Here is a 14,707-nt window from a genome sequence, read left to right as displayed (position 1 = left end):
CTTAAGACTCGGCCGTGATTGTTAGAACTTGACGGTCGGGGCCTGGCGGGCTGCTTCGGCGGCCTCGAAGCCCTGGCGCTCCTTAAACTGGAAGATGCCGGCAAAGATGACAGCCGGGAACGTCTGAATGGCGTTGTTGTAGCTGAGCACGCAGTCGTTGTAGCTCTGGCGTGCATAGCTAATCTTGTTCTCGGTATCCTCGAGCGATGCCTGCAGCTGCGTAAAGTTGGTGTTTGCCTTAAGATCGGGATAGGCCTCGGCTACGGCGAAGAGCTGGCGCAGCGCACCGGTCAGCACGTTGTCGGCTTCCATCTTGGCCTCGGGCGTGGTGGCCTTGACGGCGGTGTTACGCGCGCTGATCACGGCGGAGAGCGTCTCCTGCTCGTGCTTGGCGTAGCCCTTGACGGTCTCGACCAGGTTGGGGATCAGGTCGTTGCGGCGCTGCAGCTGCGTATCGATGTTCTGCCAGGCGTTATCGATGCGGTTACGCTTGGTGACCATGTTGTTGTAGATGCCGGCGATGGCGCAGACAATCACAATGACAACAACGATGCCGATGATGACGGTAATCATGATGTCTCCGTTTCGAATGGCCGCGGCGGCATGCGCCAGCTGCCGTTGGTATAACGCTACTAGTATACCCGCAACGTTTTGCCGTGCCGAACTTTCCGGTAAGCGTTGTGTTTTCGGCGGGGCCGGCACCGGGGCAAAGCGCGCGAGGTACAGGTGTAAGATATGCGACAGATTGACGAGTGTTGTCTTTGCCCTGAGGATGGCGATACCAGTGGACCTTCGCATTAAGAAAACCTACCGCGCCCTTTTCGATGCCTTCACCGAGCTTCTCGAGGAGCATCGTTTTGAGGACCTGACGGTTGCCATGCTGTGCGACCGGGCCATGATTCGCCGCACGACGTTCTACAAGCACTTTCGCGACAAGAACGATTACTTTGCCTTTTATATCGATGAGCTCATGTCGGGCTTGCCGCAAAAACAGCCCGATGAGGCCGGCGCAGTGTCTGCCGAGGACGTGCGCGCGCTTCGGCACGCGATTTTGGACGATGCCATGGATTTGATTCTGACGCACGAGCGGCTCATGGATAACATTTTGGCAAGCAGCATGTCGGGCATGTTGACCAACGTTATTTGCGACCGCATTGCCCGCTCCATCCGCGAGCGTGTGATGAACGTGCTTGCCGAGGATGCCCTGGCCCCCGTGTCACTCGAGACGACGTCTGAGTTTGTCGCCGGCGGTATTATTCGACTTTTCACGATATGGTGGGAATCGGGCCACGATCTTGAGCGTCGACCTGAGATAGCCGACGTGGTCGATGCGTTGTTTGAGCGGACCATGACACCGGTGCATCACTAGGAGTGGCGGAGAGAGGGGGATTCGAACCCCCGGAACGCTCTCGCGCTCAACGGTTTTCAAGACCGCCGCATTCAACCGCTCTGCCATCTCTCCGTGAGTCGTAATGATAGCATCGTTTTGAATTTGCAACAGGGAAGGCGAACGATGACGATCACCGAAATCGACGAGAAGTTCATGCGCGAGGCGTTGGCGGAGGCGCGCGCCGCTGCTGCGGTGGGCGAGGTGCCCATCGGAGCCGTAGTGGTGCGCGACGGTGAGATCGTCGCGAGGGCGCACAATCGGCGCGAACTCGACCAGGACCCTTCGGCTCATGCCGAGTTTGCGGCCGTGTGCGCCGCTGCCCAGGCGCTTGGCCGCTGGCGCCTTTTCGACTGTACGGTTTATGTGACGTTGGAACCCTGCTGCATGTGCGCGGGCCTTATGGTCAACGCGCGCGTGGGGCGCTGCGTGTATGGCGCGAGTGATGCCAAGGCGGGCGCGCTGGGTTCGCTGTATGACCTGAATGCCGACTCGCGCCTGAATCATCGGTTTAACGTGACGGCTGGGGTCCTGGCGGATGAATGCCGCGAGCTGCTGAGTAGCTATTTTGGCGGTCTGCGCGGAGCGGGCGGCGCTGATTGCGGTTGTGGGGCCGATCTTGAAGCACACGCCGCTCACGCCGCAGCGCTTGCAGGTGCCGGTGAGGATGCTGGCACGGCGGTTGACTTTGGTCCTGCGTGCCGCCGACCCCGCCGTGTGCTGTTGGCGATCGACTCCTTTAAGGGCAGCGTTTCGAGCGCGCAGGCGGAGGCGGCGGTTGCCGAAGGCGTGCGCCGCGTTTGGCCCGATGCCGAGGTGCGCGCATTGCCGCTGGCAGATGGTGGCGAGGGAACGCTCGATGCCGTTGCCGCCTGCGGTGGCGAGCTCTCAACCTGCGAGGTCGCAGGGCCCTTGGGCGACCGCGTGTCTGCCCGGATGCTGGTTGATGTCGAGCACAAGTCCGCGGTCATCGAGATGGCCGAGGCGGCCGGCATTGGGTATTCGCCTTGTACGGAGTCGGCGGTGTTGGCGGCCACAACCTATGGCGTGGGCGAGCTCATGCTTCGCGCGGTTCGCATGGGCGCAAAGACACTCTATATTGGTCTGGGCGGCAGCGCCACCAACGACGGTGGCGCCGGCATGCTGCAGGCGCTGGGCGCGCGTGTGGTCGATGATCAGGACTGCGATGTCGCCCCCGGTCTTGCCGGCCTTGAGCAGGTGGCGAGCGTTGATTTGGCGCCCGCGCTGCAGGCTTTGGATGATGCTCGCATCGTTGTGCTTTCGGATGTCGAGAATCCGCTCGTGGGGCGTCGAGGCGCACTGGCGGTGTTTGGCGGGCAGAAGGGCCTGCCGGCGGATGATGTCGAGGTGCTGCGCAGATACGACGGCTGGATGGTCGGCTACGGTCGCTTGCTCGATGCGGCGATTGCCAGAGCTCGAGCCCAGGGGTTGTTGCGCACACCCGAGGGCGCACGGACATTTGGCTCGGTGCTCGGTGTACCCGGCGCGGGCGCTGCCGGTGGCTTGGGCGCGGCGTTGCTGGCGCTCGGCGCGGAGCTACGCTCGGGTGTGGAGACGGTGCTCGACCTCGTGGGGTTTGACGAGCGCGTGCGCGATGTCGACCTGGTCATAACGGGCGAGGGCAATATGGACGAGCAATCCGCCGCCGGTAAGGCACCGGTGGGTGTGGCTCGTCGTGCGAAGCGATATGGCAAGCCGGTGGTCGCCGTCGTGGGCGGTCGCGCCGTCAACCTGGACGCGGTATATGGGCAGGGTATTGACTTGGTTTTGCCGATTTGCCGCAAGCCCATGGACCTGGAACGGGCACTCGATTCGCAAGAAGCCACAACCAACCTCATCTGTGCCGGCGAGGCAGCCGCCCAATCCTACGACCTCGCTCGCCTCTAAGGCCTATCTCCCTATAAGTTGCGGTGAAATACGGAGTGTTTTTGCCTTTAAGGTGCCAATTCAGTCCGTATTCCACCGCAACTTCGAGAATGTCCATTCGAGGTTGGCTGCCTTGTGCCTTGGGTCGGACCGCCTGCCACGAAACGTGGCCATCTACTACGTTAAACCGGCCACCCTCGACCATTCCGGAATTTGCAAAACAAAACCGCAGGTAGAAAGCTTGCCGATTTTCGAAAAAGTCGGCTATGGTTGACCTCTGTGGCCTAAACGTAGTAGATGGGCCCTTTCTGTGGTGCGGCACCAAGCCGGTCATTTTGGGATGGGACTATTTTGACTACTCATTGGCTGCTCTGGCAATCGGGCTGCAAAAGTAGTCAAAAAAGCTCCGTCCCAAATTAGCTACCTTGCTCTGGCGGGCGGGAGCAGGTAAGATATACCGAGCGCCTAGCGCGTTCGATGGGTTCGGATGACGACATGTTCCGAATCTGGTCAGGTCCGGAAGGAAGCAGCCATAAGGAGCCTCTGTCGGGCATCCGAATCCATCGAGCGCACGGGCGTTTTTTGGTGCCGCGACATGGCCCGGCCGGCGGCGAGGTATTTGGTGTCTCGCTGGTCCTCGGCTTCGCCTGCGGGATCGCTCGACTACCAAACACCTCGCCGCCGGTCGGGCCCCGTCGTTCAAAAATCACCCGTAAAGGCGCGTTTATCTAATTAAATCTATCCCTTGCGGAATGCGGCTTGCTGGTGTTGTCTGGGCATTGAAGGCTATGTGGTTCAAGAGGCGGCGGTGCTGTTGCTTGAATTTTTACAGTTAAAGAGGCCCGTTTCCCTGGGTTGGGGAAACGGGCCTCTTTTTGTCTCTGGGTTTGTGGATTGGCGAAGGTAGTATGCTTTGGCGGCTATTTTGAGTTCTTGAGGCGGCGTGTGGCTGTGGCGGTTATTCCGAGGCCTGCGGCGGCGACTGCTGCGAGTGCGATTGCGCTCGGCGCTGCATCGCCCGTGTTCGCGAGCTTGCCGGCGGTCGTATCTGCTTGCTTGCCGCTGCTCGAGTTCGCCTGCTTGGTGGAGCTTGGCGGGGTATTTTTGCCGGTCGCGGACGAGCCGGTGGGCTGTGTCGTCTCGGTCGGTTGCGCTGAGCCGGAGGGAGGTGTTGTCTCGGTGGGTTTTGTTATCTCGGGTGAGGCGGCCTTATCTGCTGCGGCTTTTGCCTCTTCGTATGCCTTGCAGGCATCGTCATAGGCCGTTTGCGCCTTTTTCAAATCGTCGAGGAGCGCATCTCGCTTGGCTATGTCCTCATCGATGTGGGCTTTAGCTTCCTCCGCCTCACTTTCGGAATCCTGAACCTGTCTTTCCTGGCTTTCGAGCCGGCGTCGGTAGGAGTGAAGATCATCTTCACAAGATTTCTCTCGCCTTTCTGCCGACATGATCTCACGTCGCAACTGCTTAATATGCTCTTTAGTAGCTGTGCTGGGCTCCTCGTCGCCGAGTGCTTCAAGTGCCTTATCTAATTCTGCCTGAAGGCCGCTTGTCCGGCTGTGGGCCTCATCGTATTTGGCTTGGGCTGCATCGACGTTCGCTTGCATGGCGGGAAGGCGTTCCCTCCGTTTGGCGGCTTCCGTCACCACCATGTCGTAGATCTCTTGAAAAGCGGCAATGTCATCATCGATTGCCGCAAGTTTCTCGGGACTTGCGGCAACTTTTGCGGCCTCGAGGGTTTTGAGCGCTTCCTGCATGGCTGCATACGCTTTTTCTTTTGCGGCGGCCGCATCTTCCGTCTGCAAGGAAACTGCACCGGTGGGGGAACTGGTTTCTGCCGCGATCGCCGTTACGGGGGGGCGATTCCCGCGACAAGCGCCGCGGAAAGGGCGATGCCCACAGTTGCTCGTCTTGCTCTTCTTGCGAGAATGTCGTTCATCTCGGCACCTCATTTCAAGGGTCGGCGACTAACTTGGTAGCACTAATGTAAGTATATCAGGCAGTTTGCCCGCCATTGATCGGGTGTGCGCGTATACCCCTTGATTAACAGCCATTAAATCTATCCCTTAAGGAACGCGGCTTGCTAGTGTTGTCTGGGCATTGATGGCTGCGTGGTACAAGAGACGGCGGCATTACCATTTGTTTTTTCAAGTAAAGAGGTCCGTTTCCCTGGGTTGGGGAAACGGACCTCTTTTTGTCTCTTGGCTTGTGGATTGGCGAAGACAATAACCGCTGGCAGCTATTTTGAGTTCTTGATGCGGCGCGTGGCTGCGGCGGTTATTCCGAGGCCTGCGGCGGCGATTCCTGCGAGCGCGATTGCGCTCGGCGCTGCGTCGCCCGTGTTCGCGAGCTTGCCGGCGGTCGTATCTGCTTGCTTGCCGCTGCTCGAGTTCGCCTGCTTGGTGGAGCTCGGCGGGGTATTTTTGCCGGTCGCGGACGAGCCGGTGGGCTGTGTCGCCTCGGCCGGTTGCGCCGAGTTGGAGGGAGGCGTCGTCTCGGTCGGTTGCGTTATCTCGGGCGAGGTGGCCTTGTCTGCCGCGGCCTTTGCCTCTTCGTATGCCTTGCAGGCGTCGTCATAGGCCGTTTGCGCTTTTTTCAAATTGTCGAGGAGCGCATCTCGCCAGGCTATGAACCGGTCGATATGGGCTTTATACTTCTCTGCAGCACGCTCACAGTCATTAACTTGTCTTTCCTGCCTTTTGAGGCGGTCCTGGGCCTCGCGGAGCTCCATTTCGCAGAAGTCAACTCGCGCTTTTGCCGTTACGATCTCTTGGCGCAACGACTTTATTTGCTGTTTAATAGTTTCGGCAAGCTCCTCGTCGCCGAGTGCTTCGACTGCCTTAAGCTCCTCAAGCTTCATGTCTAATTTTTCCTGGAGCTTGCTTACCCGGTTGATGGCCTCGTCGGTTTTGGCTTGGGCTGCATCGATGTCCGCTTGCATGGTGGGGAGGGATTCCCTCAATTCGGCGGCTTGCGCCGCCATCTTGTCGCGGAGCTCTTGAAAACGGGCAATGTCATCATTGAATCTCGCAATTTTCTCGGGACTTGCGGCGTCTTTTGCGGCCTCGAGGTTTTTGAGCGCTTCCTGCATGGCTGCATACGCTTTTTCCTTTGCGGCGGCCGCATCTTCCGTCTGCAGGGCGCCCGAATTGCCGTTGGCGGCGCTCGTCTGCGAAACGGCCGCACCGGTGGGGGCGCTGGTTTCTGCCGCGATCGCCGTTACGGGGGGGGGCGATTCCCGCGACAAGCGCCGCGGAAAGGGCGATGCCCACAGTTGCTCGTCTTGCTCTTCTTGCGAGAATGTCGTTCATCTCGGCACCTCATTTCAAGGGTCGGCGGCTCGGCTGGTAGCACTACTGTAAGTATACCAAGCGATTGGCGCGCCGCTGACCGGGCATGCGCACCCCTCCGCTTCTCTGGAAACCGAATCCCATTAGAAATGACGAGTTGTTTACGCTTCTTTTGGGCTAACCGTACTATCATGGTTCGAATTGAGTGTGAGTGATGATAGGGAGCGCCTATACATGATTGAGTTGCTCAGGCGTTTTGGTGGCAAGTTTCGCCGGTATATGGTGATCGGCCCAGCGTGCAAGCTGATCGAAGTGATCTTTGACCTGCTGACGCCGCTGGTGATTGCCCAGATGATCGATAAAGGTATCGGTGCGCACGACGTGAGTGCCGTCGTCCACTATGGCATGGTACTTGGCGCCATGGCTGTGATCGGTATCTCGTTTACGCTCGTCTGCCAAAAGATGGCGGCGCTGACCTCGCAGGGCATGGGTACTGATATCCGCGGCGCGCTCTACCAGCACATCAACAAGCTGAGCTATGCCGAACTCGACCGCTTCGGCACGCCGTCGCTCATCACGCGCATTACCAACGACATCAACCAGGTTCAGCTCGCCGTGGCGCTGGGCGTGCGCATGCTCATCCGCTGGCCCTTCCTGGCGGTGGGCTCTATGGTCGCAGCCCTTGCCATCGACCTTAAGCTCGGCATCATCTTTTTGATTTGCACGCCCGCCATCGGCCTGGTGTTCTGGTTTGTCATGGCACGCTGCATTCCGTACTACAAGCAGCTGCAGGCAAAGCTCGACCGCATTGCACTCATTTGCCGCGAAGGCCTTTCGGGCGCTCGCGTGGTCCGTGCGTTTGTGCGTGAAGATCACGAGCGCGAGCGCTTTGCCCAGGCCGCCGATGACCAGGCCAATACTGCCATCGCGGTGGGCAAGCTCTCGTCGATTCTCAACCCCGTCACGTTTCTTGTGATGAACCTGGGCGTGTGTGCCATCCTGTGGGTGGGCGGCATCCAGGTCAACGTGGGCGAGCTCACGCAGGGCCAGGTCATGGCGTTCGTCAACTACATGACGCAGACCCTGACCTCCATCGTGTACGTCGCCAACCTGGTCGTGGTCTTTACCAAGGCGAGCGCCAGTGCGTCACGTATCAACGAGGTGCTCAATTGCGTGCCGAGCATCACCGACGAGGGCAACCAGCCGGTCGCGCTGCCCGAGCCGGGCAATGTCGCTCCGACCTCCGCGCTGAGCTTTGACCATGCGAGTTTTTCGTTTGGCGCAGGCGCCGCCAACGCCGTCAATGACGTGACCCTGGAACTGCCGCTGGGCAAGACGCTTGGCATTATCGGCGGCACGGGCAGCGGCAAGTCCACGCTCGTCTCGCTTATCCCGCGCCTGTACGATGCGGGCGTCGGCAGCGTGAGCGTGATGGGCGCCGATGTGCGCGCCTGGCCGCTCGACCAGCTGCGCCATGTGGTCGCGACTGTCCCACAGCGTGCGTCGCTGGTGAGCGGCACCATCCGCAGTAACCTGACCTGGCGCGACGAGGCGGCGACCGACGAGGAGCTTTGGGCGGCGCTCGATATGGCGCAGGCCAGCGAATTCGTGCGCAACAAGCCCCAAGGCCTGGATGCCCCGGTCGAGGCGGGCGGCAAGAACTTTAGCGGTGGCCAGCGCCAGCGCCTGACCATCGCACGTGCCCTGGTGGGCTCTCCACAGGTCCTAATCATGGATGACTCCGCCTCGGCGCTCGACTTTAAGACCGACGCGGCGCTTCGCCATGCCATCCGCGAGCGCAGCGTGCGCGGTGCCGCCGAGGGCGGGCTGCCGCTGACGACCGTCATCGTGAGCCAGCGCGTCTCGACCGTGCGCGATGCCGACATGATCTGCGTGCTCGACCACGGCTCGGTCGCGGGCCTGGGCACGCACGATGAGCTGTACGCAAGCTGCCAACTCTACCGCGAGATCTGCCAGTCGCAGCTGCGCCGCGAGGAGCTCGAGGGTCGGCGGGGGAGTGCGGCGCCCGCGTCCACCCCAACCGTCCCCGCATCCGTCTGCGCAAAGGAGGGCTGCTAGATGAATCCGTACACTTCTTCCGGTTCGGTCGCCACGATGACGGCCAATGTGTCCGGCAACGACAAGCTCAACGACCTGGGTGACGGCCCACGCCAGCCCGGCGATCCCGAGCGCTATCCCGTGGGCGCGGTGACCCGCCGCCTGATGGGTTATGTTCGCCCGCACCGCGTCTCGTTTGCGGCGTCGTTTGTGAGTGCCGCCATCTCCGTTATCTTGCAGCTCTACACACCTATTCTCATTGGCGAGGGCATCGACCTGATTGTTGCCGCGAGCCAGGTGGATTTCGATGCACTGCTGCCGCTCGTCACCAAACTCGCGCTCGTTGTGGTGGGAGCCGCGGCCTTCCAGTGGTTGCAGGGCTATTGCGTCAACCGCCTGTCCTACGAGACGGTGCGCGACATGCGGGTGGAGGCAAGCGACAAGCTCAGCCGTATGCCGCTCAGCTTTATCGACAGCCACGCCCACGGCGACCTTATGAGCCGCGTGGTCAACGACGTCGATCAGGTGGGCGACGGTCTGCTGCAGGGCTTCACGCAGCTCTTCACCGGTGTTATTACCATCGTGGGCACGCTTGCGTTTATGCTCTCCATTAACCTGACCATGACGCTCGTGGTGGTGCTCGTCACGCCGCTTTCCATCTTTGCCGCCGGTGCCATTGCCAAGCTCTCCAACAAGAGCTTCACGGCACAGCAGCGCATTCAAGGGCAGCTCGGTGGTCATATCGAGGAGTACGTAGGCGAGCAAAAGCTCGTGGACGCCTTTGCCTACGGCCCAAACGCGCAGCAGCGCTTCGATGCCCTCAATGCTGAGCTCTACACCGCGGGCGAGCGCGCGCAGTTTATGGGTTCGCTCTCCAACCCCGGCACGCGCTTTATCAACAACATCATCTATGCCGTGGTCGCTGTGATCGGCTGCGTGGGCGTGATCACGGGCGTGCCGGCGGCGCTCACGGTGGGTGGCGTGCAGATCTTTTTGTCCTATGCCAACCAGTACACCAAGCCGTTCAACGAGGTCACCAACGTCATTACGCAGATCCAGACCGCGTACGCCTCGGCGCGCCGCATGCTTGCGCTGCTCGATGCGCGCGAGCAGGAGCCCGACGCGCCAGATGCCGTGGAGCTTGCTGCTCCTCAGGGCGAGGTGATCTTTGAGCATGTGGACTTTAGCTATGTGCCCGACCGCAAGCTGCTGCAGGATATCTGCATCGAGGCTAAACCCGGCATGCGCTTTGCCCTGGTCGGCCCCACGGGCTGCGGCAAGACGACGCTCATCAACCTGCTGCTGCGCTTTTACGATATCGATGCCGGACGCATCATGGTCGATGGCAAGTCCTCGCGTGACTACACGCGCTCGAGCTTGCGCCGTGCCTTTGGCATGGTGCTGCAGGACACCTGGCTGTTCGAGGGCACGGTGGCCGAAAACATTGCCTATGGTTGCCCGGATGCCACGCGCGAGCAGATTGTCGAGGCCGCCAAGCGCGCTCATGCGCATAAGTTTATCGTGCAGCTGCCAGGCGGCTACGATACGGTGATCGGCGAGGACGGCGGCACGTTTAGCCAAGGTCAAAAACAGCTGCTGTGCATCGCGCGCGTCATGCTCACCGATCCGGCGATTCTGCTGCTGGACGAGGCAACGTCGAGCATCGATACGCGTACCGAGCTGCAGGTGCAGGCGGCATTCGACGAGCTCATGGCTGGCCGCACGAGCTTTGTGGTGGCGCACCGCCTGTCGACGATCCGCAATGCCGACTGCATTCTGGTTATGCGCGACGGCCAGATTATCGAGCGCGGCACGCACGACGAGTTGCTAGCGGCAGGCGGCTTCTACGCCGAGCTCTACCGCAGCCAGTTTGCCCAGTAGGGGCTGCCGATTAGCGGCAGATGGTTTACATCTGCGTCGTTAGTACTAAGATATGCTTTTAACAAATTGCATTAATGGCTCGAGTTTCGGGGGAAACGAGGCAACGTGACTATGACATGCTCTATGGTGGTTAACAGCAAGAGCGGTAATACCAGGATGGTTTCGGGGGCGATCAAGCGCGCCCTGCAGGCTGCAGACGTCGAGTTTATCCATGCCGCCGCGCTGAGCGATGATGCAGATCCGGAGCAGGTCGCGCACGAGGCAGAGGGTGCCTGCGCTGCCGATACGGTGCTTGTCGGTTTTTGGTGCGACAAGGGTGCCAGCACGCCCTCGGTGGCGGCGTTGCTCTCCGCCTTGCACGGCAAGCGCGTGTTCCTGTTTGGCACCTGCGGCTTTGGGGCCGACCAGAGCTATTACCAGCAGATTGTCGACCGCGTAACTTCCAATCTGGCCGAGGATGCCGAGCTTGCGGGCTGGGCGATGTGCCAGGGCAAGATGGGTCCCGCGGTTAAGCAGCGCTACGAGGCCATGCTCGAGCAAGATCCCGAAAACGCCCGATTTAAGATGCTGCTCGACAACTGGGTTGCCGCGAAGGATCACCCCACCAAGGAGGATTTGGACAACATGGCTGCAGCTGCAAAGAAGGCCGTGCTGGGCGAGTAGCTTCGCCGTTCGCGGTCCTTCGTGCAAAACAATACAAATGTGAAAGCCTCGAAGTTCTCGAGGCTTTTTTCTTAACACGGGGTTGCGGAAGCTGAGTCCCGGAATTTGCCTCTGGAATGGGATGTGGTTTCCGGTTGAGGGGTCTGGCGGAAAGCGCGACCCGGAATTTACGGCCGAAGTGGGATGTGGCTTCCCAACGGGGCCACAAGCGGAAACCGCATCCCGTTTCGCAAGCGAATTTTGGGACACGGTTTTCAGAGGGTTATGGGCTGCGAATTAGATGGGGCTGTCATAAAGCTGCAAAAAGAGGGTTAAAAATAAACGGTACTTCCAGCAGTTTATTTTTAATGTGGGGGGGGGGGTACGATATCTTGGTTTTTCAAAATATTTAACCCTCTATGGACGAATTGCATAGGGGGTTAGGGTAGCGCACAGAGATGTGGTGTAAGAGGCGGGGCATGCCCTGCCTCCGCCCTTTCTTGAAAGGGAGGGGACACCGCCTAGAATTCGTCGTTGGAGTAACGAAGGTGACGAATGGAAGGAAAGGCGATGCCCCAAGAAGAGAGTGTACTGCGCCTCGGCCGCGACGAGGCCCTCGAGGCGGCGAGGCTTTGGCAGGAGTGCGGCGACGCGCGCGAGTTCGCGTGCAGGGTGCTGGGCAGCGTGATGAACGCGCTGATGGACTCCGAGGCCCAGCAGATGTGCGGCGCGAGCCGCAACGAGCGCAGCGACGGCAGGGAGAACAGCCGCAACGGCTACCGCCCCAGGTCGCTCAAGACCGCCGTGGGCGACGTGGAGCTCGAGATACCCAAGCTCAGGCACGGCACCTACTACCCCGAGGGCATGCTCGCGCGATGGTCGCGCGTCGACACCTCGGTGGCCGCCATCGTGCAGGAGATGTACGTATGCGGCGTGTCCACCCGCAAGGTCGAGCGCGTGGCGTCCAAGCTGGGCATATCCTCGCTGTCGAGCTCGGAGGTCTCGAGCCTCTGCTCCGACCTCGACGCCGAGGTGGCGGAGTTCCGCCGCCGCGACCTGTCGGGCACGCCGTGCTGCTACCTGTGGCTCGACGCCACCTACATGAGCTGCAGGGTCGGCTCGTCGGTCGTCTCGCAGGGCGTCGTGACCGCGATCGGGCTGGGCGCCGACGGGCGCAAGCACTTCCTGGGCTGCGACGTGGTCGACACCGAGAGCGAGGACTCCTGGGCGGCATTCCTCGGCGGGCTGCGCGAGCGCGGGCTGGCCGGCGTTCGCCTCGTGGTCTCCGACAGCCACGCCGGGCTCGTGGTGTTAGCGTCAATCTATTTTTCACCAGTTTCGCTAAACAGGCGCGCCGTTCGCGCAAAGGCGGTTTCACCGGTTGCGCTAACGTATTTTCACCGATTCCGGTCACGGCTTGACGGGGCCGTCCCTCGGCAGGTCCTTCAGCCTGTAGGACCTGCCGGTTATCTTGACCAGGTGGCAGTGGTGGCACACCCTGTCCGCGATCGCGCTCGCCGCCACGTCGTCCCCGAACACCCTGCCCCAGCCGCTGATCCCCACGTTGGTGGTGATGATCGTCGAGCGCTGCTCGTAGCGCGTCGATATCAGCTGGAACAGCAGGTCCGCGCCCGCGCTGCCGACGTCGAGGTAGCCGAGCTCGTCGATGATCAGCAGCCTCGAGTGGGCGTAGTACTTGAGCCTCTTCTTGAGGATGCCGCGCGACGAGGCGTCCTCCAGGTCCTCGACGAGCCGGGCGCAGTCCACGAACCTGACCTCGCGCCCCGCCCTGACGGCCTCGATGCCCAGCGCGACGGCGAGGTGCGTCTTGCCCACGCCGGGGCTCCCCACGAGCAGGACGTTCTCGGCCCGCTCGACGAACCTCAGGGTCGCGAGCTCCTCGATCTCTGCGCGCGGGACCGACGGCTGGAAGTCCCAGTCGAAGTCCGCCAGCCCCTTGACGTAGGGGAACCCCGACGAACGTATGCGCTGGTTGGTGATCCTGACCTCCCGGGCGGCGACCTCGACGCGCGTCATCTCCTCGAGGGCGGAGGCGAAGCCCCGCTCGCCCGCGGCGACCATCCTCACGTAGTCGGGCAGGGACGCCGCCATCTCGTGCAGCCCGAGCGCGGAGAGGTTCGCCTGCGCCCTGATCGAGGGGCTGCCCTCCGCGACGGCGCCCATCACGCCCCTCCGAGCGAGTCGAGCAGCGCGAGGTTGGCGCGCGCGGCCTCGGCGATGTCCGCGTCGGCCAGGCCCCGCTTCCCCTCGAGGGCCTGCCCATAGTGGTCGGGGTCGTAGTTGATGGGCCTCGACGGCCCGGACGCGGCGTCGTGGACGGCGACCTCCTCGCCGGCCATCCTCACAACGACCTGGCCGCCGGGCATCGCTATGACGCTCACGCGCCGGCCGATGCAGCGCCTGGGCACGGACCACTCCCTGCCGGCGGCCCTGACGAGCATGGTCGGCGGGACGGTCTGGACGCTCACGTCGCCCACCATCGACTCGAGGAGCCGGAGGTTCCCGATGGGCCGCAGGCTCTCCTTCTCCCGCATGAACAGCGCGTCGGGCGGCAGGCCGGTGGTGCGGTTCGGCTCCGAGTTGGCCTGGGCCTCGACCCGGGCCACCGCCTCGGCGAGGCCGCTCCACCCGGTGAACTCGCCGCCGTAGGCGAGCAGGCGGTTCAGGAAGCGGTTGGCCGACTCGTCCTTGCCCTTGGTCTGCGGCGAGCGCGGCGCGCAGAGTCTGAGCTCGAAGCCGGCCTCCCGCGCGAACCGCCACGCCCTCTCCTGCCTGGTCCTCCTGCGGCCCGAGACGGTCACCAGGCACGACATGTTGTCCGTGATGCACTCCTCCGGGACGCCGCCGAGGCGGGTGAAGGTGGCGAGCAGGCAGGACAGCAGGTCGTCGAGCGTGCGGCTCCTGACCGGTATGAAGCGGTGCTTCCGGGAGTAGCCGAGCGTCGCGGTGAACACGCTGAACTCGAAGACCTCGCCCTCCGAGTCGACGAGCCTCATGCCCTCCTTCCAGTCGAACTGCAGCTGCCTGCCCGGGGGCGTCTCGAACCGCGGGTGCGGCTCGCGGCCGCCCGCGCCCCCGAAGGGCACGTCGCGGGCCCGGCACCACGCGGTGAAGGCGCCGTACCCGGGCAGCCCCTCCCCGCGGCCCTCGCGCAGGAACGCGTAGACTGCCATCTTGGTCATCCCGGGCAGCTGGGCCTTCGCGCGGATCACCTCCTCGAGCGGGTCGAAGGCGCTGCCCCTCGCGGACCTCCCGTCGGCGGCGGACTCGCCCTCCCGCCAGTACTTGGCGACCGTGTGCCGGTCCATGCCGTGCCTCCTCGCGATCTCGCTGAAGTTCGGCTTCGCGCCGGACCCCCTGTAGACGTTCAGCTCTCCCATTACGTTTCGCTCCATATCCCGCTCCTCCCGGGTCGGATACCCGATCGGAGCATAGTTCCGTTAGCGCAGTTGGTGAAAGTACGTTAGCGGGGTCGGCGAAAGCGCGTTAGCGCATTCGGCGAGATGCGTTTGCGAAAGTGGTTAATTTTAGATTAGCGCTAACA

Annotated in this window: 10 protein-coding genes, 1 tRNA gene, 1 other RNA gene and 1 pseudogene; 7 read left to right on the top strand and 6 right to left on the bottom strand. The window is 62.0% G+C overall.

What is annotated here, in order from left to right; translation table 11 throughout:
- Positions 1 to 21: 21 nt before the first annotated feature.
- Positions 22 to 573 carry a LemA family protein gene (locus DWZ01_RS07775; protein WP_082421874.1) on the bottom strand — a complete coding sequence of 184 codons (552 nt, stop codon included), beginning with the start codon at positions 571 to 573 and terminating at the stop codon, positions 22 to 24.
- 211 nt (positions 574 to 784) lie between these two features.
- Here DWZ01_RS07775 and DWZ01_RS07770 point away from each other — a divergent pair, with 211 nt between their 5' ends.
- On the top strand, positions 785 to 1,369 hold the full coding sequence (locus DWZ01_RS07770; protein WP_158557017.1) for a TetR/AcrR family transcriptional regulator: 585 nt from the start codon (positions 785 to 787) through the stop codon (positions 1,367 to 1,369).
- A gap of 3 nt (positions 1,370 to 1,372) precedes the next feature.
- Here the strand turns inward: DWZ01_RS07770 and DWZ01_RS07765 are convergent.
- Positions 1,373 to 1,462 (bottom strand) — tRNA-Ser (locus DWZ01_RS07765).
- 51 nt (positions 1,463 to 1,513) lie between these two features.
- Here DWZ01_RS07765 and tadA point away from each other — a divergent pair.
- Together tadA and ffs are read left to right on the top strand one after the other, a co-directional pair.
- Positions 1,514 to 3,295, top strand: coding sequence for a tRNA adenosine(34) deaminase TadA (gene tadA / locus DWZ01_RS07760; RefSeq protein WP_117848561.1), 1,782 nt, complete (start codon positions 1,514 to 1,516; stop codon positions 3,293 to 3,295).
- 453 nt (positions 3,296 to 3,748) lie between these two features.
- An RNA gene (gene ffs / locus DWZ01_RS07755) (signal recognition particle sRNA small type) lies at positions 3,749 to 3,844 on the top strand.
- 350 nt (positions 3,845 to 4,194) lie between these two features.
- Here the strand turns inward: ffs and DWZ01_RS07750 are convergent.
- Together DWZ01_RS07750 and DWZ01_RS07745 are read right to left on the bottom strand one after the other, a co-directional pair.
- The gene (locus DWZ01_RS07750) at positions 4,195 to 5,076 is read right to left on the bottom strand and encodes a hypothetical protein (protein WP_147332640.1); all 882 of its coding nucleotides are present in this window, start codon (positions 5,074 to 5,076) and stop codon (positions 4,195 to 4,197) included.
- A gap of 434 nt (positions 5,077 to 5,510) precedes the next feature.
- Positions 5,511 to 6,362, bottom strand: a complete 852-nt coding sequence (locus tag DWZ01_RS07745) for an LPXTG cell wall anchor domain-containing protein (protein ID WP_199412416.1) — start codon at positions 6,360 to 6,362, stop codon at positions 5,511 to 5,513.
- A gap of 433 nt (positions 6,363 to 6,795) precedes the next feature.
- On the opposite strand from DWZ01_RS07745, the gene DWZ01_RS07740 reads away from it, so the two are divergent.
- The 4 genes and pseudogenes from DWZ01_RS07740 to DWZ01_RS07725 form a co-directional block, all read left to right on the top strand.
- Entirely contained in the window at positions 6,796 to 8,640 is a 1,845-nt protein-coding gene (locus tag DWZ01_RS07740) for an ABC transporter ATP-binding protein (protein WP_117848558.1), read from the top strand.
- Positions 8,641 to 10,500 carry an ABC transporter ATP-binding protein gene (locus tag DWZ01_RS07735; protein ID WP_117848557.1) on the top strand — a complete coding sequence of 620 codons (1,860 nt, stop codon included), beginning with the start codon at positions 8,641 to 8,643 and terminating at the stop codon, positions 10,498 to 10,500.
- Between the two features lie 111 nt (positions 10,501 to 10,611).
- Positions 10,612 to 11,163: a flavodoxin family protein BilS gene (gene bilS, locus DWZ01_RS07730; protein WP_117848556.1), complete on the top strand. Its 552-nt coding sequence runs from the start codon at positions 10,612 to 10,614 to the stop codon at positions 11,161 to 11,163.
- 534 nt (positions 11,164 to 11,697) lie between these two features.
- Positions 11,698 to 12,402, top strand: a pseudogene (locus DWZ01_RS07725) (transposase); the annotation flags it as partial.
- Positions 12,403 to 12,552: 150 nt separating this feature from the next.
- Here the strand turns inward: DWZ01_RS07725 and istB are convergent.
- Positions 12,553 to 13,326 carry an IS21-like element helper ATPase IstB gene (gene istB / locus DWZ01_RS07720; RefSeq protein ID WP_117821545.1) on the bottom strand — a complete coding sequence of 258 codons (774 nt, stop codon included), beginning with the start codon at positions 13,324 to 13,326 and terminating at the stop codon, positions 12,553 to 12,555.
- Positions 13,326 to 14,558 (bottom strand): IS21 family transposase, encoded by a 1,233-nt coding sequence (gene istA / locus DWZ01_RS07715; RefSeq protein ID WP_117848555.1) that lies wholly within the window; start codon positions 14,556 to 14,558, stop codon positions 13,326 to 13,328. The genes istB and istA overlap by 1 nt, the downstream gene beginning before the upstream one ends.
- Positions 14,559 to 14,707 lie beyond the last annotated feature (149 nt).

The sequence above is a fragment of the Collinsella sp. AF28-5AC genome (genome assembly GCF_003457875.1).
Taxonomy (GTDB): Bacteria; Actinomycetota; Coriobacteriia; order Coriobacteriales; family Coriobacteriaceae; genus Collinsella.
Note: the sequence above shows the minus strand (reverse complement) of the source record. Positions and strands in the feature narration are given on the sequence as shown.